General features: G+C 70.1%; 25 protein-coding genes. 13 read left to right on the plus strand and 12 right to left on the minus strand.

What is annotated here, in order from left to right; translation table 11 throughout:
- Positions 1-37 precede the first annotated feature (37 nt).
- Positions 38-1,459 carry a sensor histidine kinase gene (locus QRN40_RS16820; protein WP_285117051.1) on the minus strand — a complete coding sequence of 474 codons (1,422 nt, stop codon included), beginning with the start codon at positions 1,457-1,459 and terminating at the stop codon, positions 38-40.
- A 157-nt stretch (positions 1,460-1,616) separates the two neighbouring features.
- Between QRN40_RS16820 and QRN40_RS16825 the strand changes: the two genes are divergently transcribed.
- A complete protein-coding gene (locus QRN40_RS16825) occupies positions 1,617-2,099 on the plus strand; it encodes a Dps family protein (RefSeq protein WP_285117052.1) in 483 nt (160 codons plus the stop codon).
- A 154-nt stretch (positions 2,100-2,253) separates the two neighbouring features.
- The gene (locus QRN40_RS16830) at positions 2,254-3,531 is read left to right on the plus strand and encodes an alpha/beta hydrolase (RefSeq protein WP_285117053.1); all 1,278 of its coding nucleotides are present in this window, start codon (positions 2,254-2,256) and stop codon (positions 3,529-3,531) included.
- Positions 3,532-3,733: 202 nt separating this feature from the next.
- Here QRN40_RS16830 and QRN40_RS16835 read toward each other — a convergent pair whose 3' ends face one another.
- The 4 genes from QRN40_RS16835 to QRN40_RS16850 are packed head-to-tail and all read right to left on the minus strand — an operon-like array spanning position 3,734 to position 7,300.
- Complete coding sequence (locus tag QRN40_RS16835; protein WP_285117054.1) at positions 3,734-5,188, minus strand: amidohydrolase; 1,455 nt, start codon at positions 5,186-5,188, stop codon at positions 3,734-3,736.
- Entirely contained in the window at positions 5,185-5,823 is a 639-nt protein-coding gene (locus QRN40_RS16840) for an FMN-binding negative transcriptional regulator (RefSeq protein ID WP_285117055.1), read from the minus strand. Before QRN40_RS16840 ends, QRN40_RS16835 begins: the two co-directional genes overlap by 4 nt.
- 8 nt (positions 5,824-5,831) lie before the next feature.
- Positions 5,832-6,812, minus strand: a complete 981-nt coding sequence (locus QRN40_RS16845) for an Fpg/Nei family DNA glycosylase (protein WP_285117056.1) — start codon at positions 6,810-6,812, stop codon at positions 5,832-5,834.
- Positions 6,812-7,300, minus strand: coding sequence for a ribose-5-phosphate isomerase (locus QRN40_RS16850; RefSeq protein ID WP_285117057.1), 489 nt, complete (start codon positions 7,298-7,300; stop codon positions 6,812-6,814). Before QRN40_RS16850 ends, QRN40_RS16845 begins: the two co-directional genes overlap by 1 nt.
- A 100-nt stretch (positions 7,301-7,400) precedes the next feature.
- Between QRN40_RS16850 and pepN the strand changes: the two genes are divergently transcribed.
- The 8 genes from pepN to QRN40_RS16890 all read left to right on the plus strand — a co-directional run bounded on the left by pepN (position 7,401) and on the right by QRN40_RS16890 (position 17,153).
- On the plus strand, positions 7,401-9,947 hold the full coding sequence (pepN, locus tag QRN40_RS16855; RefSeq protein ID WP_285117058.1) for an aminopeptidase N: 2,547 nt from the start codon (positions 7,401-7,403) through the stop codon (positions 9,945-9,947).
- 126 nt (positions 9,948-10,073) lie between these two features.
- Positions 10,074-10,985 carry an ATP-binding cassette domain-containing protein gene (locus QRN40_RS16860; RefSeq protein WP_285117059.1) on the plus strand — a complete coding sequence of 304 codons (912 nt, stop codon included), beginning with the start codon at positions 10,074-10,076 and terminating at the stop codon, positions 10,983-10,985.
- Positions 10,982-11,848, plus strand: a complete 867-nt coding sequence (locus QRN40_RS16865; RefSeq protein ID WP_285117060.1) for an ABC-2 transporter permease — start codon at positions 10,982-10,984, stop codon at positions 11,846-11,848. The genes QRN40_RS16860 and QRN40_RS16865 overlap by 4 nt, the downstream gene beginning before the upstream one ends.
- Positions 11,849-11,855: 7 nt before the next feature.
- Positions 11,856-13,196 (plus strand): sensor histidine kinase, encoded by a 1,341-nt coding sequence (locus QRN40_RS16870; protein ID WP_285117061.1) that lies wholly within the window; start codon positions 11,856-11,858, stop codon positions 13,194-13,196.
- Complete coding sequence (locus tag QRN40_RS16875) at positions 13,193-13,867, plus strand: response regulator (RefSeq protein WP_285117062.1); 675 nt, start codon at positions 13,193-13,195, stop codon at positions 13,865-13,867. Before QRN40_RS16870 ends, QRN40_RS16875 begins: the two co-directional genes overlap by 4 nt.
- Before the next feature lie 55 nt (positions 13,868-13,922).
- The gene (locus tag QRN40_RS16880) at positions 13,923-15,068 is read left to right on the plus strand and encodes a mechanosensitive ion channel family protein (protein ID WP_285117063.1); all 1,146 of its coding nucleotides are present in this window, start codon (positions 13,923-13,925) and stop codon (positions 15,066-15,068) included.
- Positions 15,065-15,472 carry a globin gene (locus QRN40_RS16885; protein WP_285117064.1) on the plus strand — a complete coding sequence of 136 codons (408 nt, stop codon included), beginning with the start codon at positions 15,065-15,067 and terminating at the stop codon, positions 15,470-15,472. Before QRN40_RS16880 ends, QRN40_RS16885 begins: the two co-directional genes overlap by 4 nt.
- A 34-nt stretch (positions 15,473-15,506) precedes the next feature.
- Positions 15,507-17,153 (plus strand): FAD-binding dehydrogenase, encoded by a 1,647-nt coding sequence (locus QRN40_RS16890; protein WP_285117065.1) that lies wholly within the window; start codon positions 15,507-15,509, stop codon positions 17,151-17,153.
- Positions 17,154-17,198: 45 nt separating this feature from the next.
- Here the strand turns inward: QRN40_RS16890 and QRN40_RS16895 are convergent, their stop codons facing one another.
- Positions 17,199-17,885 (minus strand): DUF8185 domain-containing protein, encoded by a 687-nt coding sequence (locus QRN40_RS16895; RefSeq protein WP_285117067.1) that lies wholly within the window; start codon positions 17,883-17,885, stop codon positions 17,199-17,201.
- 42 nt (positions 17,886-17,927) lie between these two features.
- On the opposite strand from QRN40_RS16895, the gene QRN40_RS16900 reads away from it, so the two are divergent.
- Positions 17,928-18,803 carry an acyl-CoA thioesterase gene (locus QRN40_RS16900; RefSeq protein WP_285117068.1) on the plus strand — a complete coding sequence of 292 codons (876 nt, stop codon included), beginning with the start codon at positions 17,928-17,930 and terminating at the stop codon, positions 18,801-18,803.
- A gap of 13 nt (positions 18,804-18,816) precedes the next feature.
- Here the strand turns inward: QRN40_RS16900 and QRN40_RS16905 are convergent, their stop codons facing one another.
- Together QRN40_RS16905 and QRN40_RS16910 are read right to left on the minus strand one after the other, a co-directional pair.
- Positions 18,817-19,539 (minus strand): zf-HC2 domain-containing protein, encoded by a 723-nt coding sequence (locus QRN40_RS16905; RefSeq protein ID WP_285117069.1) that lies wholly within the window; start codon positions 19,537-19,539, stop codon positions 18,817-18,819.
- The gene (locus tag QRN40_RS16910; protein ID WP_285117070.1) at positions 19,536-20,093 is read right to left on the minus strand and encodes a sigma-70 family RNA polymerase sigma factor; all 558 of its coding nucleotides are present in this window, start codon (positions 20,091-20,093) and stop codon (positions 19,536-19,538) included. The genes QRN40_RS16905 and QRN40_RS16910 overlap by 4 nt, the downstream gene beginning before the upstream one ends.
- A 78-nt stretch (positions 20,094-20,171) precedes the next feature.
- Here QRN40_RS16910 and QRN40_RS16915 point away from each other — a divergent pair, with 78 nt between their 5' ends.
- Together QRN40_RS16915 and QRN40_RS16920 are read left to right on the plus strand one after the other, a co-directional pair.
- Entirely contained in the window at positions 20,172-20,624 is a 453-nt protein-coding gene (locus QRN40_RS16915; protein WP_285117071.1) for a QcrA and Rieske domain-containing protein, read from the plus strand.
- A gap of 8 nt (positions 20,625-20,632) precedes the next feature.
- Positions 20,633-21,154 (plus strand): hypothetical protein, encoded by a 522-nt coding sequence (locus QRN40_RS16920; protein WP_285117073.1) that lies wholly within the window; start codon positions 20,633-20,635, stop codon positions 21,152-21,154.
- A 3-nt stretch (positions 21,155-21,157) separates the two neighbouring features.
- On the opposite strand, the gene QRN40_RS16925 is transcribed toward QRN40_RS16920, so the two are convergent.
- The 4 genes from QRN40_RS16925 to QRN40_RS16940 form a co-directional block, all read right to left on the minus strand.
- Positions 21,158-21,646 carry an acyl-CoA thioesterase gene (locus tag QRN40_RS16925; RefSeq protein ID WP_285117074.1) on the minus strand — a complete coding sequence of 163 codons (489 nt, stop codon included), beginning with the start codon at positions 21,644-21,646 and terminating at the stop codon, positions 21,158-21,160.
- A gap of 11 nt (positions 21,647-21,657) precedes the next feature.
- Entirely contained in the window at positions 21,658-23,340 is a 1,683-nt protein-coding gene (gene ettA, locus QRN40_RS16930; protein WP_285117076.1) for an energy-dependent translational throttle protein EttA, read from the minus strand.
- Between the two features lie 81 nt (positions 23,341-23,421).
- Positions 23,422-23,940: a DUF6993 domain-containing protein gene (locus QRN40_RS16935; RefSeq protein WP_350224764.1), complete on the minus strand. Its 519-nt coding sequence runs from the start codon at positions 23,938-23,940 to the stop codon at positions 23,422-23,424.
- A gap of 10 nt (positions 23,941-23,950) precedes the next feature.
- Positions 23,951-24,373 carry a single-stranded DNA-binding protein gene (locus tag QRN40_RS16940; protein ID WP_285117078.1) on the minus strand — a complete coding sequence of 141 codons (423 nt, stop codon included), beginning with the start codon at positions 24,371-24,373 and terminating at the stop codon, positions 23,951-23,953.
- Positions 24,374-24,497 lie beyond the last annotated feature (124 nt).

Below are 24,497 nucleotides of genomic sequence, written 5' to 3' on the forward strand. Positions count from 1 at the left end.
CGGACGGCGTGTCGTGTCAAGCAGGTGCGCGGGCCGCCTACGTGAGCGGGATGCGGGCGCCGATGCGGGTGGGACCGCCGACGGGGCTCTCCACGATCAGTTCGCCGCGGAGGCCCCGCACGCGCTCGTCCAGGCCGCGCAGCCCGTGGCCGTCGACCAGGGACGCGCCACCGCGGCCGTTGTCGGTCAGCCACACGCTCAGGGACGGCGTGCCGACCGCATCCACACCCTGCTCGAGGAACAGCCGACCGGCGTGCGCCTCGGAGTGCTTGGCGAGGTTCGCGGCGAGCTCGGCCAGCACGTAGTACGCGTTGCGTTCGATCTCGGGGCTGAACCGCTCCCCCGGCTGCAGGCTCGACTCCACCGTGATCGGGATGGGGCTGCGCGCGGCGAGCGACTCGGCGGCGGCGACGAGCCCCCGGTCTTGCAGGATGGGCGGGGCGAAGCCGCGCGACAGGGCCCGCAACTCCTCCAGGGTGTCGCCCGCCTGCTGGCGCGCCTCCGCGAGGAGAGCGGCGGCGGCCACCGGATCGTCGGAGAGCTTGCGCTCGGCGGCCGCGATGTCCATCTGCAGGCGGATGAGCCGCTGCTGCGGACCGTCGTGCAGGTCGCGCTCCAGGCGGCGAAGCGCCTGGTCCTCCGCGGCGACCGCCGCGCCGCGTGAGGCGGACAGATCGGCCACCTCGCGCTGCAGCGCCTCCGACGGCCAGCCGCCGAGCACGCCGCGCGCGACGACGTCGTGCAGCAGTGTCAGCCCTCGGGTCACGAACGGCAGCGTCGCGGCGAACAGCACGCCCGCGATCACGTAGAGGATGCGGTCGCCGACCACCGGGTCGAACGAGGACTGGGTGCGGAACACCGCATCGACGACGGTCTGCGACAGGAAGAAGCTGCGGTCGCCCTGCGGGATGAACGGCTCCCAGATCCAGCCGGTCAGCCCGCCGACCGCCACGGACGCCCAGACGATCGTGAGCGTCCACGACACGACGCTGATGATCGGGTTGATCACGATGCCGTGGAGCAGGTACAGCCAGTAGTGGCCGTTGGCGAACGGACCGAAGACCGACCGCCAGAATGTGCGCGGCGTCCCCGGGCGCTCCCAGACCGGACGCGGGATGGGCGGCCTGCCCGCCCAGTCGAGGCGGGTGAGCTCGACGATGCCGAACCCGCGGGCCGTGTAGAAGGCGGCGACGATGATGAAGACGCCGACGTAGATCACGATCGTGCCCACGCCCGTCCAGAACAGCGACATGAGCACGGACAGGCCGATGATCGCGATCGGCATGGTGAGCAGGAGGAATCCGAGCTCCCGGGGCACGCCGCGCCAGAGCGACGCGTAGGTCGCTCGGGAGGCGGAGGTCGCAGGAGGAGGCACGGCATCCAGCGTGCCAGAAGAAGCACCGGTGGACGGCCGCGGATCGGAGGGCTGTGGAGAACTGAGTGCGGGCTCTGAGGTCATACAACAAGAGTCGCGAGCGGCGCGCATCCAGCCCATCCCGCGTCCCTCCCGAACCGTTCGGGGGTTAACCCGACCTGACTAAGCGCAGCCTTCGCTTCGTTGCGGAATTGGGGCGTCTGAGTAGCGTTGAGCCAGGCAGAAGAAAGGACGCCCACCCATGACGGACATCGCTGCAACCCAGAGTGTCTCCAACCCCGACGTCGCCGCCGGGGTCGCCCAGTTCCTCACCCCGGTGGTGATCGACCTGACCGCGATCGTGGTCAACGGCAAGCAGGCGCACTGGCACGTGCGCGGCGCGAACTTCATCGGCGTCCACGAGCTGCTCGACACGATCGTCGACCACGCGCAGGAGTGGGCCGACCTGGCCGCGGAGCGCATCGTCGCCCTCGGCCTGCCGGTCGACGCGCGGCTCGGGACGGTCGCGGCCAAGACCACGACCGCCGAGCTCACCGCGGGCTTCCGGCCCTCCGCCGAGACCATCGCCGAAGTCATCGCGCAGCTCGACGCGGCGCTCGCGGGCGTCAACACGGCGGTTCGCGAGCTCGCCGAGCTCGACCAGACCAGCCAGGACGTCGCCATCGAGATCGCCCGCGGGCTCGACAAGGACCGTTGGTTCCTGTTCGCCCACATCAGCGCGTAAGTAGCTGGCGGCCATCGGCCGAGACAGTATGGAGGGCCGTCCGCGGAAGCGGGCGGCCCCCATTCGTTTGGGGCCGGGCGCGGCGCGCGGACGCATCGTGTGGGAAGCGCGCAGAGCGTGGACACGCCGCCGAGGCCGGCACTACGCTTCGGCCATGACCCGCCGGGTGATCGCCGTGTGCGCTCTGAGCGTCGTCGCGATCGTCGGACTGCTGAGCGCCCCCGCGGCGGGCGCGGCGCCGATCACGACCTTCGACGTCCTGAAGGGGATGAACGACGAGCAGCAGAACGCCTACCTGGAGGCGCATCCCGAGCTGAACGTCCAGCTGGCCAACACCGACCCGGATGCGGTGCACGACGAATGGGCGGCGCTCGATCCGGAGACTCGCAAAGAGGCCATCGAGACGTTGCCCGAGATCGTGGGCAACCTCGACGGCATCGACTACGGCGATCGGGAGGTCGCCAATCGCCGCGCTCTGAAGCAGGCGCTCGCGGCCGGCAAGAGTCGCCTCCAGAAGCATCCCGAGGACGAGCTGACGAAACGGGTGCTCGGGTCGCTCACCGCCATCCAGAAGACGCTGAAAGGCAAGCGGACGCCCGCTCGGCACCTTGTCGGGCTGAGCCTCGACCGTCCCCCGCTCGCCGCCATCGCGATCGGCGACCTGGACACCGCCTCCGACATCACGTTCGTGGTCCCGGGGATGGGCACGTACACCGACGACATGCAGTTGTGGACGCAATCGGCGCAGAACCTCTACGACGAGCAGGGCGAGGTGGGCGCGCCGACGCGCCGGGCTGTCGTGTCGTGGATCGGGTACGCCACGCCGCCTCCCGGGATCGATGCGGCGCTCGGTGACTACGCTTCGCGTGGCGCTCCCCTGCTCACCGCGGACCTGCGCGGGGTGAATGCGGCGCGAGTGGACTCGCCCCCGCGCGCCCTCAACGTCGTGGCGCACTCGTACGGGACCACGACGGCGGCGAACGCGCTCGCCGGGGCGCGCGACCTCGGCGTTTACGCGTTCGTCATGCTCGGATCCGCGGGGATCGAGAACCGCATCCCGAACGTCGGCGCGCTGGGAGTGCAGCACGCCTACGCCGGGGAGGCGGCCGCCGACGGGGAGGCGCAGTTCGGCCGGTTCACGCGCCGCGATCCGCGCGGGCCGTCGTTCGGCGCGACGGTCATCAGCGTCGACGGCGACACGGCGGCGGACCTCCTGCCGGTGACCGGCCACGCACCGGTGCTGCACTCGGCCTGGAACGACGATCCGCTCTCGACGGCGTGGTCGGGGATCACCGACACCGTGCTGTTCGAGAAGAAGTTCGCCGAGCACCTGGCGCATTACGGGTATCTGGATGCGTACACGGAGTCGCTGCGGAACACCGCGGTCGCGACGGTGCCGGGGCGGGATCGGATGCTGCTGCGGGGGCGTTGAGGGCGCGGGGTGGGGGTTGGTGTCGGCTGCTAGTGAAGGAGAAGGGGAAGCTGGTACCGAAGGAGAAACGGCGTCACATCTCCTTCGCACCGCGGTGGCGAAGGAGATTCGGGCGGGATCGGACCGAATCTCCGCCGCTGGCCGCCGGATCTCCGACGGAAGCGGGTACCGAAGGAGAAACGGTCGAGGGACGCGCGGGCGGTCAGCGCAGCGCGTCGTGGGTGAAGCGGCCGGCGAGCAGGGTCGCCGCGACCGGCATCGTGCGCAGCGCGTCCGGCTCCGACGCGCGCGGGTCGCGGTCGAGCACAGCGAGGTCGGCAGGCTGGCCGACGGCGACCGCCGAGCGGACGGATGCGCGCAGCGCGACGTCCGCGGGGATGCGCTGCTCGGGATGCCACGGCTGGCGCCCGTCCCGCGAGCGGCCAACCGCCGACGCGATGGCGTCCCACGGGTCGAGCGGCGCGACCGGCGCGTCCGAGCCGAAAGCGAGGCGCGCGCCAACCCGGTGCAGTTCGGCGAGCGGGAAGGCGCGGTCGGTGCGTCCTGCCCACAGCCGCTCGGCCACGTCCCGGTCGTCCATCGCGTGCTCGGGCTGCACGCTCGCGGTCACGCCGAGCCGGGCGAATCGCGGGATGTCGGATGCGTCGATCAGCTGCGCGTGCTCGATGCGACCACCCGCGTCGACGGCCTCGAACGCATCCAGTGCCCGGCGGTTGGCCTCGTCGCCGATCGCGTGGACAGCGGGCTCCAGGCCGTGCCCGACGGCGAAGCGCATCCGGTCGACCAGTTCGGCCGGGGACAGGTTCGCCACGCCGTGGCCGCCGTCGGGGTAGGCGTGAGCGCAGAGGGCCGTCCGCGTGTTGAGGGAGCCGTCCGAGATCACCTTGAAGGGACCGACCGACAGCAGTCCCCCGGTCTCGGGCACGGGCTCGCCGGTGCGGAGGCGCATTCCGGCTGCACGCTCGAGGTGCTCGCCGTAGATCCCGAACTCGACCCGCAGTCCGTCGGCCCCCGCAGCGATGCGGCGTCTCCAGACGTCGAGGTTCCAGCCGTACTCCAGGTCGACGATGCCGACCACACCCCGGGCGGATGCTGCGCGCGCCGCATCCACGGCCCATCGGTCGAGGGTCGACTCGTCCGCTGCCGACAGCAGGCTCGTGACGGCGAAGCTGGCGTCCTCGCGGAGCACGGCGTCGGACGAGCCGGGAGCGAAGCGCCGCGCGGCGACCGTGTTCAGCCACGAGCAGTGCAGATCGCCCGCGATCAGGACGACCGCGCGGTCGCCGGCGGCCGCATCCAGGAGGTCGCGGGTCGGAAGGTCTGGCCACAGCGCGTCGTGGAAGCCGAAACCCACGATCGGATCGTCCCCAGGGTCGGCCGTGGCGCGGTCCCGCACCAGCGCCGCGGCCGCCGCGGCGGAGTCGGCGCGGGACACATCCAGCCGACGAGCGGTCTGTGCCCACTGAGTGAAGTGGACGTGCTGGTCCCACAGTCCCGGTTCCAGCCATCGCCCGTCGAGGGCGACCCGTTCGACGGATCCGGCTGACACGGTCGCCGAGCCCGAAGGCGCGATCTCGGTGATCCGCCCATTCCCGACCACCACGTCCACAGCGCCGTCCCGCCCGGGGATCCGCGCCCCGGCCAGCACCAGCGTCATCGTGCCGCGCGCCTCCGGTCGTGCACGAGCTGCATCTCGCGCAGCAGGGCGTCGCTCGCGTAGGGACCGTCGCCGCCGAGCTCGGTCATGATCGCGTCGACGATGTGGTCCGGACGGTTCTGGCTCATCTTCTGCTTGGCGACCACGCGTGTCGGCGTCAGGCGCAGCCCGACCGTGCCGGAGGAGATGCGCTCGGCGTACGCAGCATCCTCCAGCGTGCCGCGCATGCGGCGCGGCGTCGGCAGCTCGTCCTCGAAGTGGTCGACCAACCGGGCCAGGACGTCGAGGTTCTCTTCCGGGCTCAGGATCTCGGGAATGCCGGAGAAGTGCGCCGAGATGAAGTTCCAGGTCGGCACGGCGGGGTTCTCGTCGTACCACCCGGACGAGATGTAGCCGTGCGGACCCTGCACGATCACGAGAAGCTCATGGTCGCCCAGTTCGTGCAGCTGCTCGTCGGGGCGCCCGACGTGGGTGAGAAGGGTCAGCTCCTCCCGCGTCTCGTCGAGGATGACGGGGTAGTGCGACGCCACCAGCCCGTTCGATGTGCTGCTCACGAAGGTCGCCCACGGGTTCTCGCGGACGAGCCGCTTCAACTCGACCGGGTCGCCCAGGGTGAAGCTGGGATTCTGTCGCACTGCTCCTCCTACGCCTGGTCCACCGGGCACCAGTACAGCTTGCGGCTGGCCAGCTCCTCCATCACGATGTGCGTGCCGCACACCCGGCACGGCAGGCCCTCGCGCTTGTAGACCCAGTGCCGGTCCTCGCGGCTCGCCATCGCGCGCCGGTAGGAATCCTCGTCCAGGTCGTCCATCGTCATCATCTGACCGGTCTCGACGCCGATGCGCAGCAGGTGCACCCAGTCGCGCCAGAGCGCGCGGACCGTGTCCTCCGGCACCTTCTTGCCCGGCGTGTGCGGGTTCTGTCGCGCCCGGAACAGGAGCTCGGCGCGGTAGACGTTCCCGATGCCGCTGACGACGCTCTGGTCCATGAGCAGTAGGGCGATGGACGTCGGCTTGCGTCGGACGATCGAGACGAAGCGCTCCTCCGCCTCCGGGCCGTCGTCGACCTGCGGATCGGGTCCGAGCTTTGCGATCACGGCATCCACCTGGGCCGGATCGAGCACCTCGCACGCCGTCGGACCGCGCAGGTCGGCGACCGCGGTGTCGGTGAGCAGCCGGACGCGGACCTGGCCGATCGGCTCGGGCGGGAAGCTCGTGATCTCGGCCTCGACCTTCTCGGACTCGGCCATGCGCAGCCGGGTGCGGCGCGGTGCGCCGATCGAGTGCAGGGAGTTCTCGCCGGCGCTGTCGAGGATCACGTCCGTTCCCCGCTGGTTGGTCTGGCCCATCCGGCCGTTGGCGCTGGCGATCGTCGGGTCGATGCTGATGTCGCCCGCGAAGTCCCAGGCGCCGTAGAGCCCCAGGTGGACGCGCAGCCAGAGGTCGTTGTCGAACTGCAGGAACATCTGCTTGCCGACCGCTTTGGCGTCGGTCATGACGTGGCCGTCGATCCGCGTCGCGTCCGCGGCGAACCGCCCCTGCGGCGAGGACACCGCGACGCGATGCCCGACGAAGTTGACCGCGAACTGCTTCGCGATGCGGTGGACGGAGTGACCCTCGGGCATCAGTGGTCCACGTGCTTGCCCGCGATGTCGCCGGTGGCCTCGTACTCGGCCAGCTGAGCGATCCGGCGGACGTGCCGCTCTTCGAACGAGAAGGGCTCGGCGATGAAGGTGTCGATGAAGCTCGTGGCCTCTTCGACGGTGTGCTGGCGGGCACCGATCGCGATCACGTTGGCGTCGTTGTGCTGACGCGCGAGCAGCGCGGTCGACTCGCTCCAGACCAGGGCGGCGCGCGCACCGCGGACTTTGTTGGCCGCAATCTGCTCGCCGTTGCCGGAGCCGCCGAAGACGATGCCGAGTGCATCCACCCCGGCCTGCTGGTCGCGGACGACGGCCGCCGCGGCGTTGATGCAGAACGCCGGATAGTCGTCGATCGGGTCGTACTCGACCGGACCATGGTCGATCACCTCGTGGCCGGCCGCCGTCAAGTGCTCCTGCAGGTGCTTGCTGAAGTCGAGACCGGCGTGATCGGTGGCGATGTGGATGCGCATATCCACAGTCTAGAGATGGCCACCGACGGCGTCGGCGCCGGTGGCTAAGGTGGTTGCGGTGGACACGATCCACGCCATCCCATCGTCCAAGGAGTCAGCGTTGCCCGGAGAAAACCTCACCCGCACCGAAGCACAGGAGCGCGCCGCGCTCGTCCGCACCCACAGCTACGACGTCAGCCTCGACCTGACCACCGGGCCGGAGACCTTCCTCAGCGCGACGACCGTGCGCTTCTCGGCGAAGGCGGGTGCGTCGACCTTCATCGACGCCATCACGCGGACGGTGCACTCGGTCACGCTGAACGGTGCGGAGCTCGACCCGGCGTCGGTGAGCGACGGCGTGCGCATCCAGCTCGACGACCTCCAGGACGAGAACGAGCTGACCGTCGTCTCCGACGCGATCTACACCAACACCGGCGAGGGCCTGCACCGCTTCGTCGACCCGGTCGACGGCGAGGTGTACCTCTACAGCCAGTTCGAGGTGCCGGACTCGCGCCGCATGTTCGCCGTGTTCGAGCAGCCCGACCTCAAGGCCGAGTTCACCTTCACGGTCACCTCGCCCGCGCACTGGGCGGTCGTGAGCAACTCCCCCACACCCGAGCCGCAGGACGCGGGTGACGACAAGAAGGTCTGGGCGTTCCCGCCGACCCCGGTCATCTCCTCCTACATCACGGCACTCATCGCCGGTCCGTACGAGTCGGTGCACAGCGAGCTGACCAGCCGCGACGGCCGCACCATCCCGCTCGGCGTCTACACGCGCAAGAGCCTCTCCGAGTACCTCGACGCCGACTACATCTTCGACAAGACCCGCGAGGGCTTCACCTTCTACGAGGAGCGCTTCGACTACGCGTACCCCTTCGAGAAGTACGACCAGCTGTTCGTCCCGGAGTTCAACGCGGGCGCGATGGAGAACGCCGGCGCGGTGACCTTCACCGAGACCTACGTGTTCCGCTCCAAGGTGACCGACGCGATCAAGGAGCGCCGGGTCGTCACGATCCTGCACGAGCTCGCCCACATGTGGTTCGGCGACCTCGTGACCATGAAGTGGTGGAACGACCTCTGGCTGAACGAGTCGTTCGCCGAGTACGCCTCCACCCTCGCCACCGCTGAGGCGACCGAATGGACCGAGGCCTGGACGACGTTCGCCGCGATGGAGAAGAGCTGGGCGTACCGCCAGGACCAGCTCCCCTCGACGCACCCGATCGTCGCGACGATCAACGACCTGGAGGACGTCCAGGTCAACTTCGACGGCATCACCTACGCCAAGGGCGCCTCGGTGCTCAAGCAGCTCGTCGCGTGGGTCGGTCAGGACGACTTCCTCGCCGGAGTCGCGCAGTACTTCAAGAAGCACGCGCACGGCAACACCGAGCTGAAGGACCTGCTGGTCGAGCTCGAGGCCACCAGCGGCCGCGACCTGACCGACTGGTCGAAGAAGTGGCTGGAGACCGCCGGCGTGAACACGCTCCGGCCGGAGCTCGAGGTCGATGCGGACGGCACGATCACCTCGTTCGCCGTGCTTCAGACGGCGGCCACCGACTACCCGACCATCCGCCCGCACCGCCTTGCCATCGGCCTCTACAACCTCCGCGACGGCAAGTTGGTGCGCGAGAACCGCATCGAGCTGGATGTGGACGGCGAGCGCACCGACGTCGCCGAGCTGGTCGGCACCCGCCGCCCGGATCTCGTCCTCATCAACGACGACGACCTGGCCTACGCCAAGATCCGTCTCGACGAGGAGTCGCTGAAGGTCGCGATCGAGCACCTCTCCGCCATCGAGAGCCCGCTCGCCCGATCCCTGGTCTGGGGTGCGGTCTGGGATGCGACCCGCGACGCCGAGACGGGTGCGAGCGACTACGTGCGCCTGGTGCTGGGCAACATCGCGTCCGAGACCGAGTCGACGACGATCCGCACGACGCTCAACCAGCTGGTGCTGGCGGCCACGGCGTACGTCGCTCCCGAGCGGCAGGCCGAGACCGCGCAGAACGCCGCTTCGGCGCTCTGGGAGCTCGCGAAGGGCGCGGAGGCGGGAAGCGACGCACAGTTCCAGTTCGTGAAGTTCTTCGCCGCGCTGGCTTCCACCGACGAGCAGCTCGCGACGGTCGCCGCCCTGCGCGACGGCTCGGTGAAGCTCGACGGGCTGACGATCGACACCGACCTCGCGTGGGAACTGCTGATCGCGCTCGTCGCGGGCGGCGCGGCGGGCAATGCCGAGATCGACGAGGCCCTGGCTGCGGACAACACCGCGAACGGCGGCCAGTTCGCTGCGCAGGCGCGCGCCAGCATCCCGACGCTCGAAGGCAAGCAGGCGGCGTGGGATTCGGTGTTCGGCGCGGACACGCTGCCGAACACGATCGTCCGCTACACGGGCATCGGGTTCCAGCGGGCGAAGCACAAGACGGTGCTGGCCGCGTTCATCGAGCCGTACTTCGCCTCCCTGCAGGACATCTGGACGTCGCGGACCTACAAGATCGCCGAGTACCTGGTCGAGGGCATGTACCCGGCTCCGCTGGCGAACGAGCAGCTGCGCGACGCCACGCGTGCCTGGCTCGACGCCAACTCCGAGCCGGCCGCCCTGCGCCGCATGGTGGTCGAGAACCTCGCCGGCGTCGAGCGGGCACTGGCCGCGCAGAAGCGCGACGCGTCCGCCTGATCGACCCACCGGGTGACACCACGAGGGGCTCCGCCGAACGGCGGGGTCCCTCGTCCCATTCCGGGCTCCCGCTCGTCGTACCCGAGGACGATGACGGCGGCACCCGGTGGCCCCTAGTCTCGGAGCATGATCCAGCTCGATCACCTGACCAAACGTTTCGGCCCGAAGACCGCCGTCGACGACATCACCGTCACCATCCAGCCCGGCAAAGTCACCGGCTTCCTCGGCCCGAACGGAGCCGGGAAGTCGACCACCATGCGCATGATCATGGGCCTCGACCGTCCCACCAAGGGAACCGCTCTCATCAACGGCAAGCGGTACGCCGAGTTCCGTTCGCCCCTCACCGAAGTCGGCGCCCTGCTCGACGCGAAGGCCATCCACACCGGCCGCACCGCGTACGCGCACCTGCTGGCGCTGGCCGCTACGCACGGCATCCCGAAGTCGCGCGTCCACGAGGTGATCGGGATGACCGGTCTCGAGTCCGTCGCCAGCAAGCGCGTCGGCGGGTTCTCGCTCGGGATGGGTCAGCGCCTCGGCATCGCCGCTGCGATGCTCGGCGACCCGGCCACGCTCATCCTCGACGAGCCGGTGAACGGGCTCGACCCGGAGGGCGTGCTGTGGGTGCGCCAGTTCGCCCGGCACCTCGCCGGGCAGGGCCGGACGATCTTCCTCTCGTCGCACCTGATGAGCGAGATGGCGCAGACCGCCGACCACATCGTCGTGCTGGGCCGCGGCCGTGTGCTCGCGGATGCGCCGGTCGACCGCATCCTCGCCGGTGCGACCCGCCGCGCTGTCCGCGTGCGCACCCCGCAGCCGGAGCAGCTCGCCCGCGCCGTCGCCGGCTCGGATGTCGCCGTCACCGGTGTCGAGGCGCAGCTGCTCGAGATCACCGGCCTGACGGCCGCGCAGATCGGCGAGACCGCCGCGCGCGACGGAATCGTGCTGCACGAACTGACGCCGATCAGCGCCTCGCTCGAGGAGGCCTACCTCGAGCTCACCCAGGACGACGTCGAGTACCGCACGGAGGTCAGCCGATGAGCACCGCAACCGTATCCACCCAGGTCCCTGGCCACCCGCACACCTCCCTCGGGCGGCTCAGCTTCGCGCGGGTCATCCGGTCGGAGTGGATCAAGCTCCGCACTCTGCGGTCGACGTTCTGGACGTTGATCAGCGCTGTCGTACTGGTCGTCGGCATCGCCACGCTGGTCGCTTTCGCTATCCCCGACAAGACCACGCTGGTCGACCGGGTCGCTCCGGCCCAACGGGTCGCGATCGAAGCTCAGGCTGCGGGCTTTGCGACCACCGCCGCCACCGCGGGGCTCACGTTCGCGTCGCTCGTCATCGCCGTGCTCGGCGTGCTGGTGATCAGCGGCGAATTCAGCACCGGGATGATCCGGTCGTCGTTCACGGCGGTCCCCCGCCGGTTCCCCGTGTTCGCGGCGAAGACGCTCGTGCTGTTCGTCGTAGCGTTCGTCGTCGGCCTGATCTCGTCGGCGCTGTCGTGGGCGGTCGCCGTTCCGGTGCTCACCGGCAAGGGCTACACCGGTGACCTCTTCGCGGCGGACACACTGTGGAACATCCTCGGCGCCGGTGCCTACCTCGGCCTCGTCGCTGTGTTCGCACTCGGCGTCGGCGCCATCCTCAAGTCGACTGCCGGTGGAATCGCCGCTGCCCTCGGCGTCATCCTGGTGCTACCGATCATCGCGAGCCTGGTGAGCAGCCTGACCCGCACCGAGTGGCTGGCCGACGCGCAGCGCTACCTGCTCAGCAACGCCGGGCAGGGCATGGCCGGCGTCGCCAACGGCGGAGTCGAGCCGTGGGCGAACGTCGTGACTGTCCTCGTCTGGGCTGCGGTCGCGTTCATCATCGGATCCGTGCTGCTCCAGCGCCGGGACGCCTGACCCGCGCGTGACTCCGGAAGCGACACCCGCGGACGCCCCGGGCGGTCTCGAACTGCCGAGACCCCCCGGGGCGATCCGTCGCTTCCTGACGGCGCATCCCGTCGCCGTCGACGTGTTCGTCGCCGCGGTGTACCTGGTGCCGACGCTGATCGGCGGCCTCGTGATCGCGTCGTGGCATCCGAGCATCCAGGAGACCATCCACCTGGTGCTCTCCGTCGTCGCCGGTGTCGCCCTGCTCGCGAGACGGCAGCGGCCGGCGCTGGTCTTCGCCGCCGCCACGGTGCTGCTCGGCGCCAGTGTCTTCCTCGGGCGCGACATGGATGTGCTCCCTACTCTCCTCGCGCTCTACGCGCTCGCGGTCTACCGCAGCATCCGCTCCGCCTGGATCGCCTTCGGTGTCACCTCGGCGGTCACAATCGTGACCCTGACGGTGGAGGTGCTGCTCGCCCAGGCGAAGGTGTTCACGCCGCTGCAGACCGCGGCGCTGCCCTCGGGCATCCTCGTGCTGTCGTTCTCGGTGGTCGCGGTGCTCATCGGCAGCAACACCGGCAACCGGAGGCGGTATCTGGATGCGCTCATCGACCGCGCCCGCCAGCTGGCGCGCGAGCGGGACCAGCAGGCGGAGATCGCCGCGGCCGCGGAGCGGAGCCGGATCGCACGCGAGATGCACGACATCGTCTCCCACAGCCTCACCGTGATGATCACGCTCGCGGACGGATCGGCGCGCGTCGCGGAAGCGGAGCCGGAGCCGGCGCCGGCGCGATCGGTTCAGGCGATGCGGCTCGTGGCGGAGACCGGGCGCGGCGCCCTCGCGGACATGCGGCGCCTGCTGGGCGTGCTGCACGACGGCGACGGCGACACGGCCGCACGCGCGCCGCAGCCGGGCGTCGGCGACCTGGCCGACCTCGTCGAGACCTTTCGCGCCGCGGGCCTGCCGGTGCGGATCACCGTCTCGGGCATCCCACCGGAGGACGTCGGGCAGCAGCTGACGGTGTTCCGGGTGGTGCAGGAGGGACTGACCAACGCGCTGCGGTACGCCGCATCGTCGACCGCTGTGCGCGTGGTCATCGTGTTCCAGCCGGGCACGGTGATCATCACCATCGACGACGATGCGGCGCTGCACGCGGCGCCCGCGCCGGGGTCCGGGCGCGGGCTGATCGGGTTGCGCGAGCGCGTGGGGCTGTACGGCGGGGCGCTGGAAGCAGGACCGCGTCCGGGTGGGGGGTGGCGGGTGCGCGCCGTGTTCGAGGCGGTGCGGAGTCCGGGCACGCCGGCAACGGCGGCCCCGCAGCCACCGCCCGCATCCCCTAGCCCCACCATCCCGGACACCATCGAGGAGACCCCGTGACCGACCCCGTCATCCGCATCCTGCTCGTCGATGACCAGCAGCTGGTCCGTCTCGGCTTCCGCATGGTGCTCGAGGCCGAGCCCGACCTGGTCGTGGTCGGAGAGGCCGCCGACGGCGCTGAGGCTGTGCGGCTCGCCGCCGGGGTGCGGCCGGATGTGGTGCTGATGGATGTCCGCATGCCGGCCCTCGACGGAATCGAGGCGACTCGGCGCATCGTCGAGGCGAACCCTGAGGCCCGCATCATCATCCTGACGACGTTCGACCTCGACGAGTACGCGTTCGGCGGCCTCCGTGCGGGGGCCAGCGGATTCCTGCTCAAGGATGCGCGTCCCGATGAACTGATCGGCGCGGTCCGGGCAGTGGCCGCCGGCGACGCCGCCGTCTCGGCACGCGTGACGCGGGCGATGCTCGACCTCTTCGCCGACCGCCTCCCCGCAGGCAGGGCGATAGGCCCGGCCGACGACGATGCCGCCGCCGCGCTGACGCCGCGGGAACGGGAGATCCTCGTCGCGATGGGCGAAGGCCTCAGCAACGGCGAGATCGGGGCGCGGTACTACCTGACGGAGTCCACGGTCAAAACGCATGTCGGCCGGGTGCTGTCGAAGCTGCAGCTGCGCGACCGGGTGCACGCCGTCATCTTCGCCTACGAGAACGGACTGCTCGAGCGCTGATCTGCGCGGCGATTCCAGCGACTGCCAAGGCGCAGATCGGTAGGCTCGAGCGGGTATGGGAATCCTCAAAACTACCTTCTGGGAAGAGCTCGGTTCGTGGGCTGCCGCCGCCGGCTGGAACCTCGTGACCGCAGCCTGCATCGTCGGCGGCGCTTTCCTCCTCGCGTGGATCCTGCGGGTGGTGATCCGCAAGGTGGTGGCGCGGATCGTCTCCGGTGTGAAGAAGGGGCAGAACGTCAGCGACACCCAGGCGCTGGTGAACTCCCCGCTCGCCGCGGTCCGCCTGGTGCAGCGCACCCGCACTCTCGGCTCGGTCCTCACCAACATCGTGCACGTGACGATCGGCATCATCGCCATCCTCCTCATCGTGCAGACGTTCGCCCCGAACGTGCTCGGCTCGTTCGCCCTCCTCACGGCAGCACTCGGCGCCGGTCTCGGTTTCGGTGCGCAGAACATCGTCAAAGACGTGCTCAACGGCCTGTTCATGGTCATGGAGGACCAGCTGGGCGTCGGCGACGTCGTCGACCTCGGCCCTGCGACCGGTGTCGTGGAAGCGGTCGGCATCCGCGTCACGCTGGTGCGCGACGTGAACGGCACGCTCTGGTTCGTCCGTAACGGCGAGATCCTGCGCGTGGGCAACATGTCGATGGGCTGGGCGCGCGTCATCATCGATCTGGCCGTCCCCTACGACGCCGACGTGCAGGCGGTGCAGGAGAAGATGATGGAGACCGCGACTGCGCTGGCGACGAGCACGAAGTGGCGCTCCCGCATCCTCGAGAAGCCCGAAGTGTGGGGCATCGAGTCGATCTCGGCCGATGCCATCATCCTCCGGGTGGTGCTCAAGACCCGCACCACCGCGAAGGACGACGTCTCGCGGGAGCTGCGCAGGCGACTCAAGGAGTCGCTGGACGAGATGGGCGTCAAGCTGCCGTCGCTCTCGGCGGTCGTGCTCTCGGGCTTCGACAGCGCGGGCAGCGTGTCCGGTGCGAAGCCGCCGAAGACGCGGCCCAGCACGGTCGTCGCTCCTGAGACGCCACTGAAGGGTCGCAAGGCCCGCGCCGCCGCTAAGCGGCAGCCGGCCGACCCGGGCGCCGTGCGAATCACGCCGGTGGACCCGCCGCAACCGAAAGCACCGCGCGCGCCCGCACAGCCGCGCACGCCGAAGCCTCCCACGACCCGACCGGAAGGCGGCCCCGAATGAGCATCCCGATCATCCCGACCGGGCCTCAGCCGAACTTCTTCGACCAGATCGGCGGTCACGAGACCTTCGTGCGCCTCGTGGACACGTTCTACCGTGGCGTCGCCGACGACTCCGTGCTGCGGCCGATGTACCCGGAGGAGGACCTAGGCCCCGCGAAGGAGCGGCTCACGCTGTTCCTGGAGCAGTACTGGGGCGGCCCGACGACGTACAGCGAGCAGCGCGGCCACCCCCGGCTCCGGATGCGGCACAACCCGTTCACGGTGAACCCGGACGCCCGCGACCGGTGGCTCGCGCACATGCGCTCGGCGGTCGATGAGCTCGGTCTCCCCCCGCTGCAGGACGAGACGCTCTGGAATTACCTGGAGCGGGCGGCGTTCGCTATGGTCAACACATTCGAGGAGTAGCCCTCCCGCCATCCCAGTGCCGAAGGAGACACGGATGACCTACGAACCCGACGCGATCGTCGTCGGCGCGGGCCTCGCAGGCCTCGTCGCCGCCTCCGAACTGCTGGACGCGGGACGACGCGTGACCATCGTCGAGCAGGAGCCGTCCGCGTCGTTCGGCGGCCAGGCCTGGTGGTCGTTCGGCGGCCTGTTCCTCATCGACTCGCCCGAGCAGCGGCGGATGGGCGTGAACGACTCCCTCGCGCTCGCGCGCGACGACTGGTTCGGCACGGCGGGATTCGACCGCGACGAGGACCATTGGCCGCGGCAGTGGGCCGAGGCGTACCTCCAGTTCGCGGCGGGCGAGAAGCGCGCCTGGCTGCACGAGAAGGGCGTCCGCTTCTTCCCCGTCGTGGGATGGGCGGAGCGCGGAAGCGGGATGGCCGGCGGCCACGGGAACTCGGTGCCGCGGTTCCACATCACCTGGGGAACCGGTCCCGGCGTCGTCGAACCGTTCGCGCGGCGCGTCCAGTCGGCTGCGGCCAACGGGCGCGCGGCCATCCGCAACCGCCACCGCGTCGACGAGCTGATCGTCGAGGAGGGGCGCGTCGTCGGTGTGCGTGGCGCGGTGCTGGCGCCGGACACGGCCGGTCGTGGCGCGCCCAGCAACCGGGATGCGGTCGGCGACTTCGAACTGCGCGCGCCCGTGGTGATCGTCGCCTCAGGCGGCATCGGAGGCAACCACGACTTGGTTCGCGCGGCCTGGCCGTCGCGGCTGGGCACACCTCCCGCCTCGATGCTCTCCGGGGTTCCTGCGCACGTCGACGGACGGATGCTCGGCATCGCCGAGTCCGCAGGCGCCCACCTCATCAACGGCGACCGGATGTGGCACTACACCGAGGGCATCCAGAACTGGGATCCGGTGTGGGAACGCCATGGCATCCGCATTCTCCCCGGCCCGTCATCGCTGTGGCTGGATGCGCGGGGCGACAGACTCCCGTCTCCCCTGTTCCCGGGGTTCGACACGCTCGGGACGCTCGAGCACCTGCGCCGGACCGGCTCGGACTACAGCTGGTTCGTGCTGACGCAGAAGATCATCGAGAAGGAGTTCGCGCTCTCCGGCAGCGAGCAGAATCCCGACCTGACCGGCAAGGATGTGCGACTGCTCGCCAAGCGCGTCGCGCCCGGCGCGCCCGGCCCGGTGGAGGCGTTCAAGGAGAAGGGCGCCGACTTCGTGGTCGCCGACACGCTCGACGAGCTCCTCGCCGGGATGCAGCGGATCGCCGACGAACCGCTCGACACCGAGCTGGTCGCGCGGCACGTGCACGAGCACGACCGGCAGCTGGACAACGAGTTCGGCAAGGACCTGCAGCTCGCCGCGATCCGCTCCGCGCGGAAGTACCGCGGCGACCGCCTGATCCGGGTCGCGTCGCCGCACAAGCTGCTCGACCCGTCGGCCGGGCCGCTGATCGCGGTGAAGCTGCACATCCTGACGCGCAAGAGCCTCGGCGGGATCGAGACGGACCTCGACGGGAGGGTCCTCGGCGCTGATGGCGCGGTCGTGCCCGGGCTGTACGCCGTCGGCGAGGCGGCCGGCTTCGGCGGCGGCGGGATGCACGGCTACCGCGCGCTCGAGGGCACGTTCCTCGGCGGCTGCCTCTTCTCGGGCCGCCAGGCGGGGCGCGCCGCCGCCCGCGCCTGAACCCGGCGGGCGCCTACCCTCGTCGCGCGCTCCCCCCCCGCCGCGTCAGCGGCGGAGGGACCAGGAGACGCGGCGGACCAGCGTGTGGCCGCGGCGGGTGGTGAGGCGCGTCCACGGGCCCGTCTCGTGGATGGTGACGACGTCGTCGTCTCCGGCGAAGCCGAGACTGTCGGCGGCGAAGGCCGCACCGGCCGGGATGTACTCCAGACCGTCGATCGGGCGACCCCAGACCTCGGCGCGGACCCGCTGGACCAGCTGCTCGCCCGTCCCCGTCGGCACGGCTTCGGCCACCTCCGCGACGCCGGACTTCGCCGTCGACTGCAGCAGGGACGAAGAGGTCTCGCCGACCTTCTGCCAACCGCCGCGCGGCGGCGAGATCCCGGCCCAGGTGACCGTGGAGACCTCGAGCGGCAGGCGGATCTCGACCGGACCGGCCTCATCGGCAGCGGCCTCGGCGCCCTCGCGGGCACGCGCCACGCGGTCGAGCAGCGAGCGGATCGGCACGACTGCGTCGAACTCGACGCCGCCGCCGGTCGCGAAGGTCCGCAGGCCCAGCACCGTCGGCGTCTCGTCGAGCAACCCGCGCGGGTACAGGATCGCCGTGTACACGGCGAGAACGCCCGATCCGGCGATCAGGCGCACGGAGCCCTCCTCGACACGGGCCGCCCTCGACAGATAGGTCTGAAGATCGGCGACGGCGAGGGTATCCACAAGAGAAAACGACTGATCCATCGGGTGTCTAAACTACCAACAGACCACCGACTTGGAGGCACCGTGACCGAGCCCCTGGCTTCTCTTCTCACCGCGCTCGATCTGACCGACACCGGCGCGCGCACGAGCGAGGACATCTTCACCGGCCCTTCGCAGTGGATGCCGTTGGGCCGGGTGTTCGGCGGCCAGGTGCTCGCCCAGTCCATCGTGGCCGCGACGCGGACCGTGGAGGATGACCGCAGCATCCACTCGATGCACGGATACTTCCTGCGCCCGGGCGACGTGAACTTCCCCATCACGTTCTCGGTGGACCGCATCCACGACGGCCGTTCGTTCTCCACCCGGCGCACACAGGCCTACCAGAACGGTCTGCCGATCCTGTCGATGATCGCCTCGTACCAGACGGAGGACGAGGGCATCGAGCACCAGGATGCGATGCCCGAGGGACTTCCGGAGCCGGAGAGCCTGCCGTCGACGGCCACCTCGCTGGAGGATGTGCGGCATCCGGTCGCCCAGTATTGGGCCAGCCAGCGGCCATTCGACATGCGGCATGTGACCTCGCCGATCTACCTCTCCGTCGAGGGCGAGCACGTCGCCCAGCAGGCCGTGTGGTTCCGCACCATCGGCGAGATGCCGGACGACCCGGCTCTGCACCGCGCCGCCCTCGCCTACGCGAGCGACTACACGATCATGGAGTCGGTGATGCGCCGCCACGGCATCGCCTGGGCGACGCCCGGCCTCAAGGCTGCGAGCCTCGACCACGCGATGTGGTGGCACCGCCCCGCGCGGGTGGACGAGTGGCTGCTGTACGTGCAGGAGTCGCCCACCGCGGGCGGCGGTCGCGGGCTTTCTCAGGGGCGCATCTTCACCCGTGACGGCGTGCTGGTGGCGAGCGTGGCGCAGGAGGCGACCATCCGCCTGCCGCACGGCGACGACTGAGCAGCGGCCGACCTCAGCCGAAGGTGCTCCGGAGCAGCACCGTGCCGTCGCCGGCCGAGCGGATGTCGACGGTCGCGATGTCGGAGAGCGGGATGCTCGTGGTCGCGACCGGATCGGCCACGGTTCCTTCGTCCGCGGTCCAGGTCGAGATCTGGTGCTGCGCTCCGGCACGGTCGGTGATGACCATCGCGTACGTCCACTCGTGACCGCCGCCCTGAGCGCCGACGTGCGCGTAGCGGCAGCGGGAGTCGATGCGGGTGCCCCACGGCTCGGAAGTCAGGCGCAGGTCTGCGGTGAGCGCGCTCGGCTCGACCTGCTGCATGACGACGCTCGCTGCGGGGGCCGTTCCCGGCTGCAGTGCGGCAGGAAGCAGGAATGCCGCGATGCCCACGACGACGGCAGCGGCCGCAGCGGACAGACCGGCCACCAGCCACCGCGACCGGACGCGACGCCGACGGACCTGGTGGAGCAGGGACGGGAGCAGCTCCGGGCCAGGACCGGGAGTCGCCGCGCCCTCTCCCGGCTCGGCCACGGGCGGTTCGTCGTCCAGGAGCGCGTTCGCCTGCTCGCGCGGCACGCGGCTCAGGATGCCCGGCATCCCGGCCAGTTCGCCGACAGCTTCGGCGCAGCGCTCGCACTCGCGCAGGTGCGCCTCGAACTCGCGCCTCTCGACCGGCGAGAGCGCACCGAGCACGTAGGCGGCATCCCAGGTGGCGAACTCGTCGTGCGTGGTCATCGTTCCGTCACCCCTCTTTCCTGGAGCGCGAGCCGGAGGGCCCGCAGACCGTAGTGCAGCCGCGACTTGACGGTGCCTTCCGGGATGTCGAGCTCGCGGGCGATCTCGGCGACCGACCGTCCGCCGTAGTACGCGTGGACGATGACCGCCCGGTGCTCCACGGAGAGCTCGGCCAGGGCATCGGAGACCAGCCACGAGTCGAGGACGGCGTCCGCCTCGCTGTCGGGTGCCGGCCGCTCCGGGAGGTCGTCCGTGCCGAACTCATGGCGGTAGTGGGCGCTGCGCCGGCCGTCGATGACCAGATTGCGTGCGACGGTGAAGAGCCAGGTGCGCGCCGACTGCTGAGACTGGTCGAGGACGGACGGCTTGCGCCACGCGCGCAGCAGCGTCTCCTGCACGACGTCGTCGGCCATGGCCGTGTCGCCGGTGAGGTGCACGACGTACCGCCACACGGCCTGCGCGTGCTGGTCGTGCAGCTCGCGCAGCAGGCGGGCGTCCTCCTCCGGCATGTCCACCTCCACCTCGTACACGATGCAGCGGACGGAAAGGTTCACACACCATCGTTTGAACCGACCGCAGGACTGTCTCGTGAATACCGTAGAAGACGCATCCGTCGAACGGGAGGAAATCGTATGAACGACCACGCACCGCTCACCCGCCGCACCCTCATGTCGATCGGTGGTGCGTCCGCCGGCGCTCTGCTGCTGGCCGCTTGCACCCCCGGGGGCGCGGACAGTGCCAACGGTTCCGGTGGTGGCTCGGACGGCGGTTCGTCCTCGGGCGGAGGCGGCGGCTCCGCCGAGGTGTCGCTGGCGTCCATCCCCGTCGGTGGGGCCGTGTCGGCCACCCTGGCAGGGAAGCCGATCGTCGTCTCGCAGCCGACGGCGGGTCAGGTGGTGGCGTTCAGTGCCGTCTGCACCCATCAGGGATGCACGGTGGCACCGCAGGGCAAGGAGTTCGACTGCCCGTGCCACGGTTCGCGCTTCGACGGGACGACCGGCGATGTGCTCAATGGTCCCGCCCGCGATCCCCTGCCGAAGCTGTCGGCGAAGGTCTCGGGCGACTCCGTCACGGTCACGGAGTAGCCGTCGACATGGAGGTCAACGGGCTCCCGATTCACGTCCTCCTCGTCCACTTCGTGGTCGTGCTGGTACCGCTGACCGCGATCGCGGCCGTGCTGGTGCCTGTGTGGCCCGCCGCCCGGCGGCGTCTGGGCATCGTCGTGCCGCTGCTCGCGCTGGCCGATCTCATCCTGGTGCCCGTCGTGATGGAGGCGGGCCAGTGGTTGCAGGCGCGCGTCCCGTCGACGCCGCTGATCCTGGCGCATGCGGCCCTCGGGATGACGCTGCTTCCGTGGGTCATCGCCCTGTTCGTGTACAGCGTCCTGCAGTGGGGGTGGTTCTTCTTGTTCGATCGGCCCGACTCGCCGCGCCGGCCCGGAGCCACCGTGCGGCGTGTGGTGGTCGTGGTGCTGACCGTGGTCGGGCTGGTGATCGCCGTCGGGACCATCGTGGATGTCGTCCTGATCGGCGAGGCGGGCTCGCGGGCGATCTGGCAGAACTCGTTCAGCCCGACGCCGTTGCCGACCACGCCGTCGCCGACGCCCTCGCCCTGAGGCTCAGGAGCGCTTGGCGAAGGCGACCGGCTCGTCGAGGTAGGGCGTCCAGGCGTCGCGCTCGCGGTCGTTGATGCGGCGCGGGCGCTGGCTGGCCGCGTCGACGAGCACGATGGTGGTCGCGGCGCGCGAGTACAGCGTCCTCGGTTCGGTGCTCTCGGGCGACCACACTTCGTAGCAGACTTCGAGGCTGGCTCCCCCGAGCCGCCCGAGCCAGAGCTGCACGTCGAGCGGCTGGCGCAGGTACGGGATGGGCGCCAGGTACTCGATCTCCTGCCGGGCGATCAGGGTCAGCGTGTCGGCGCCCGGCCGCCCGTCGAGGACCGCGGTGGAACCGCCCACGGCTTCACCGCTGCCCTCGGGGGCGTCGTCGGTCGCCCAGAACGCCTCGATGCGCGCCTCCTCGAGGAGGCGCAGCATCTCGGCGTTGTTGACGTGACCGTACGCGTCGAGGTCGCTCCAGCGGAGCTTGATCGGTACGTGGAGTCGCATGTCGCGTGCGCTCAGTCGCGGGTGAGCTTGCGGTACGCCGAGCGGTTGGGCTTGGCGGCGTCCGGACCCAGGCGGGCGACCTTGTTCTCCTCGTACGCCTCGAAGTTGCCCTCGAACCAGTACCAGTCGGCCGGGTTCTCGTCGGTGCCCTCGTAGGCCAGGATGTGCGTGGCGATCCGGTCGAGGAACCACCGGTCGTGGGTGATGACCACGGCGCATCCGGGGAACTCGAGGAGGGCGTTCTCCAGGCTGGAGAGCGTCTCGACGTCGAGGTCGTTCGTCGGCTCGTCGAGGAGCAGCAGGTTGCCGCCCTGCTTCAGGGTCAGCGCCAGGTTGAGGCGGTTGCGCTCTCCACCGGAGAGCACGCCCGACTTCTTCTGCTGGTCGGGGCCCTTGAAGCCGAAGGTGGAGACGTAGGCGCGCGACGGCACCTCGGTCTTGCCGACCTGGATGTAGTCGAGCCCGTCGGACACGACCTCCCACACGTTCTTGTTGGGGTCGATGCCGCCGCGGGTCTGGTCGACGTAGGAGATCTTCACGGTCTCGCCGACCTTCAGGTCGCCGCCGTCGAGCGGCTCCAGTCCGACGATCGTCTTGAAGAGCGTCGTCTTTCCGACACCGTTCGGGCCGATGACGCCGACGATGCCGTTGCGCGGCAGCGTGAAGGTGAGGCCGTCGATGAGCTTGCGGTCGCCGAAGCCCTTCTCGAGGTGCTTCGCGTCGATCACGACCTGTCCGAGGCGCGGGCCCGGCGGGATCTGGATCTCTTCGAAGTCGAGCTTCCTGGTGCGCTCCGCCTCCGCCGCCATCTCCTCGTATCGCGCCAGACGCGCCTTCGACTTGGCCTGCCGGCCCTTGGCGTTGCTGCGGACCCAGTCGAGCTCCTCGGTGAGGCGCTTGGCGAGCTTCGCGTCCTTCTTGCCCTGGACTTCGAGACGCTCGCGCTTCTTCTCGAGGTAGGTCGAGTAGTTGCCTTCGTACGGGTAGAGGTGACCACGGTCGACCTCGGCGATCCACTCGGCCACGTGGTCGAGGAAGTACCGGTCGTGCGTCACGGCGAGCACGGCACCGTGGTACTTGGCCAGGTGCTGCTCGAGCCAGAGCACACTCTCGGCGTCGAGGTGGTTGGTGGGCTCGTCGAGGAGCAGCAGGTCGGGCTTCTGCAGCAGCAGCCGGCAGAGCGCGACGCGGCGCTTCTCACCACCGGAGAGCGTGTTGACCGGCCAGTCCCCCGGCGGGCAGCGCAGCGCATCCATCGCCTGTTCGAGCTGCGAGTCGAGGTCCCAGGCGTCGGCTGCGTCGATCTGCTCCTGCAGGGTGCCCATCTCGGCGAGCAGCGTGTCGAAGTCGGCATCCGGGTCGGCGAGGAGGCCCGAGATCTCGTTGAAGCGGTCGACCTTCTCCTTGATCTCGCCGACACCCTCCTGCACGTTCTCCAGGACCGTCTTGTCCTCGTTCAGCTGCGGCTCCTGCATGAGGATGCCGACGGTGTATCCGGGGCTCAGCTTGGCATCGCCGTTCGAGGGCGTGTCCAGACCGGCCATGATCTTCAGGATGGTGGACTTACCGGCGCCGTTGGGGCCCACGACACCGATCTTCGCTCCGGGCAGGAACGCCATCGTGACGTCGTCGAGGATCACCTTGTCGCCGACCGCCTTGCGGGCGCGCACCATCGAGTAAATGTATTCGGCCACTCTTCTTCTCAAACTCCCTGTCGTCGGCTTACTGCCGTATTCGAGGATACCGGCCCTGCGCGCGCATCAGGGCGGCTCGGGCTACCAGTCGATCGCCCGGGTCTGCCCGATGAGGCACGTTCCGGTCGACAGCACGGGCGTGACGATGCTGTTGTAGCCGCCCGCGTCGGCGCCGCTCTGGCCGATCAGGCACGTGTCTCCCATCCGGACGGAGAACTGGATGGAGTTCGCCTTGAGCCCGATGGTCGTGGTGTCGACCGTGAGCTGCATGTCGGCCCTCGTGAACCCGGCGGCGACCAGGGCGTCGATGAAGTCGCGCCCCTGGGCGTTCGGGTTCGCCGCCAGTGTTGCGCGGTTGACCTGGTCGAAGTACGGCAGGTTCTGCTCGGCCGTCCCGCCGGGCACCAGCGCGATGGCAGCGGGCGCGGTGGGGGTCGGCGTGGCGGAGGGGGCCGCCGTCGTCGACGTTGGAACGGGCGACGCGGTCGGTGCCGCTCCCGCGGTGCACCCGCTCAGCGCGAGGGTCAGGGCGAGCGCGAGCCCGAGCACCGGGGCCGTCGCGGCGAAGACCCTGGCTCGTCGGGGCGCGGAATACGGCATATCTCGCATCCTACGTGGCGGCCGCTGGGATTCCCTCCGCAGGCGTGGCCGCATCCTCGGCGGCACCGCCATCGGCAGGAGCGGCCGCCCGTGTGAACTCCGATCGCCCCCAGCTCAGGTCGTGGCCGATGGACTCCGCTTCGATCTCGACCGTCATCCCCGGTTTGTCCCCCGTCCATTCCCGCTGGCACAGCCGCCCGGCGACCAGGACGGGATCGCCCTTCGCGATGCAGTCGGCGGCGCTGACGGCCAGACGCCGGAAAGCGCTCACCGTGTACCAGTTGCTGCCGCCGTCCTCCCAGGAGGACGCATGACGGTTGTAGCGTCGATGGGTCGTGACGAGCCGGAAGCTCGTGATCGGCAGTCCCCCTTCGGTGACCAGGTGGCGCGGCTCGGTGGCGACGAAGCCGCGGACGGCGACGATATCGGACATGATCTCCCCTTTCGGGCCCGCCGCGGTGGCGGGCTCGAGACCACTCTCGCGGCATCCCGGGCCCAGGTGATCGGACCTCGGAGCATCTGTGGACAAGCCGTGGCAAGACCCCACTTGTGGAGGA

This window comes from Leifsonia sp. fls2-241-R2A-40a (assembly GCF_030209575.1).
In the GTDB taxonomy this organism is placed as follows: Bacteria; Actinomycetota; Actinomycetes; order Actinomycetales; family Microbacteriaceae; genus Leifsonia.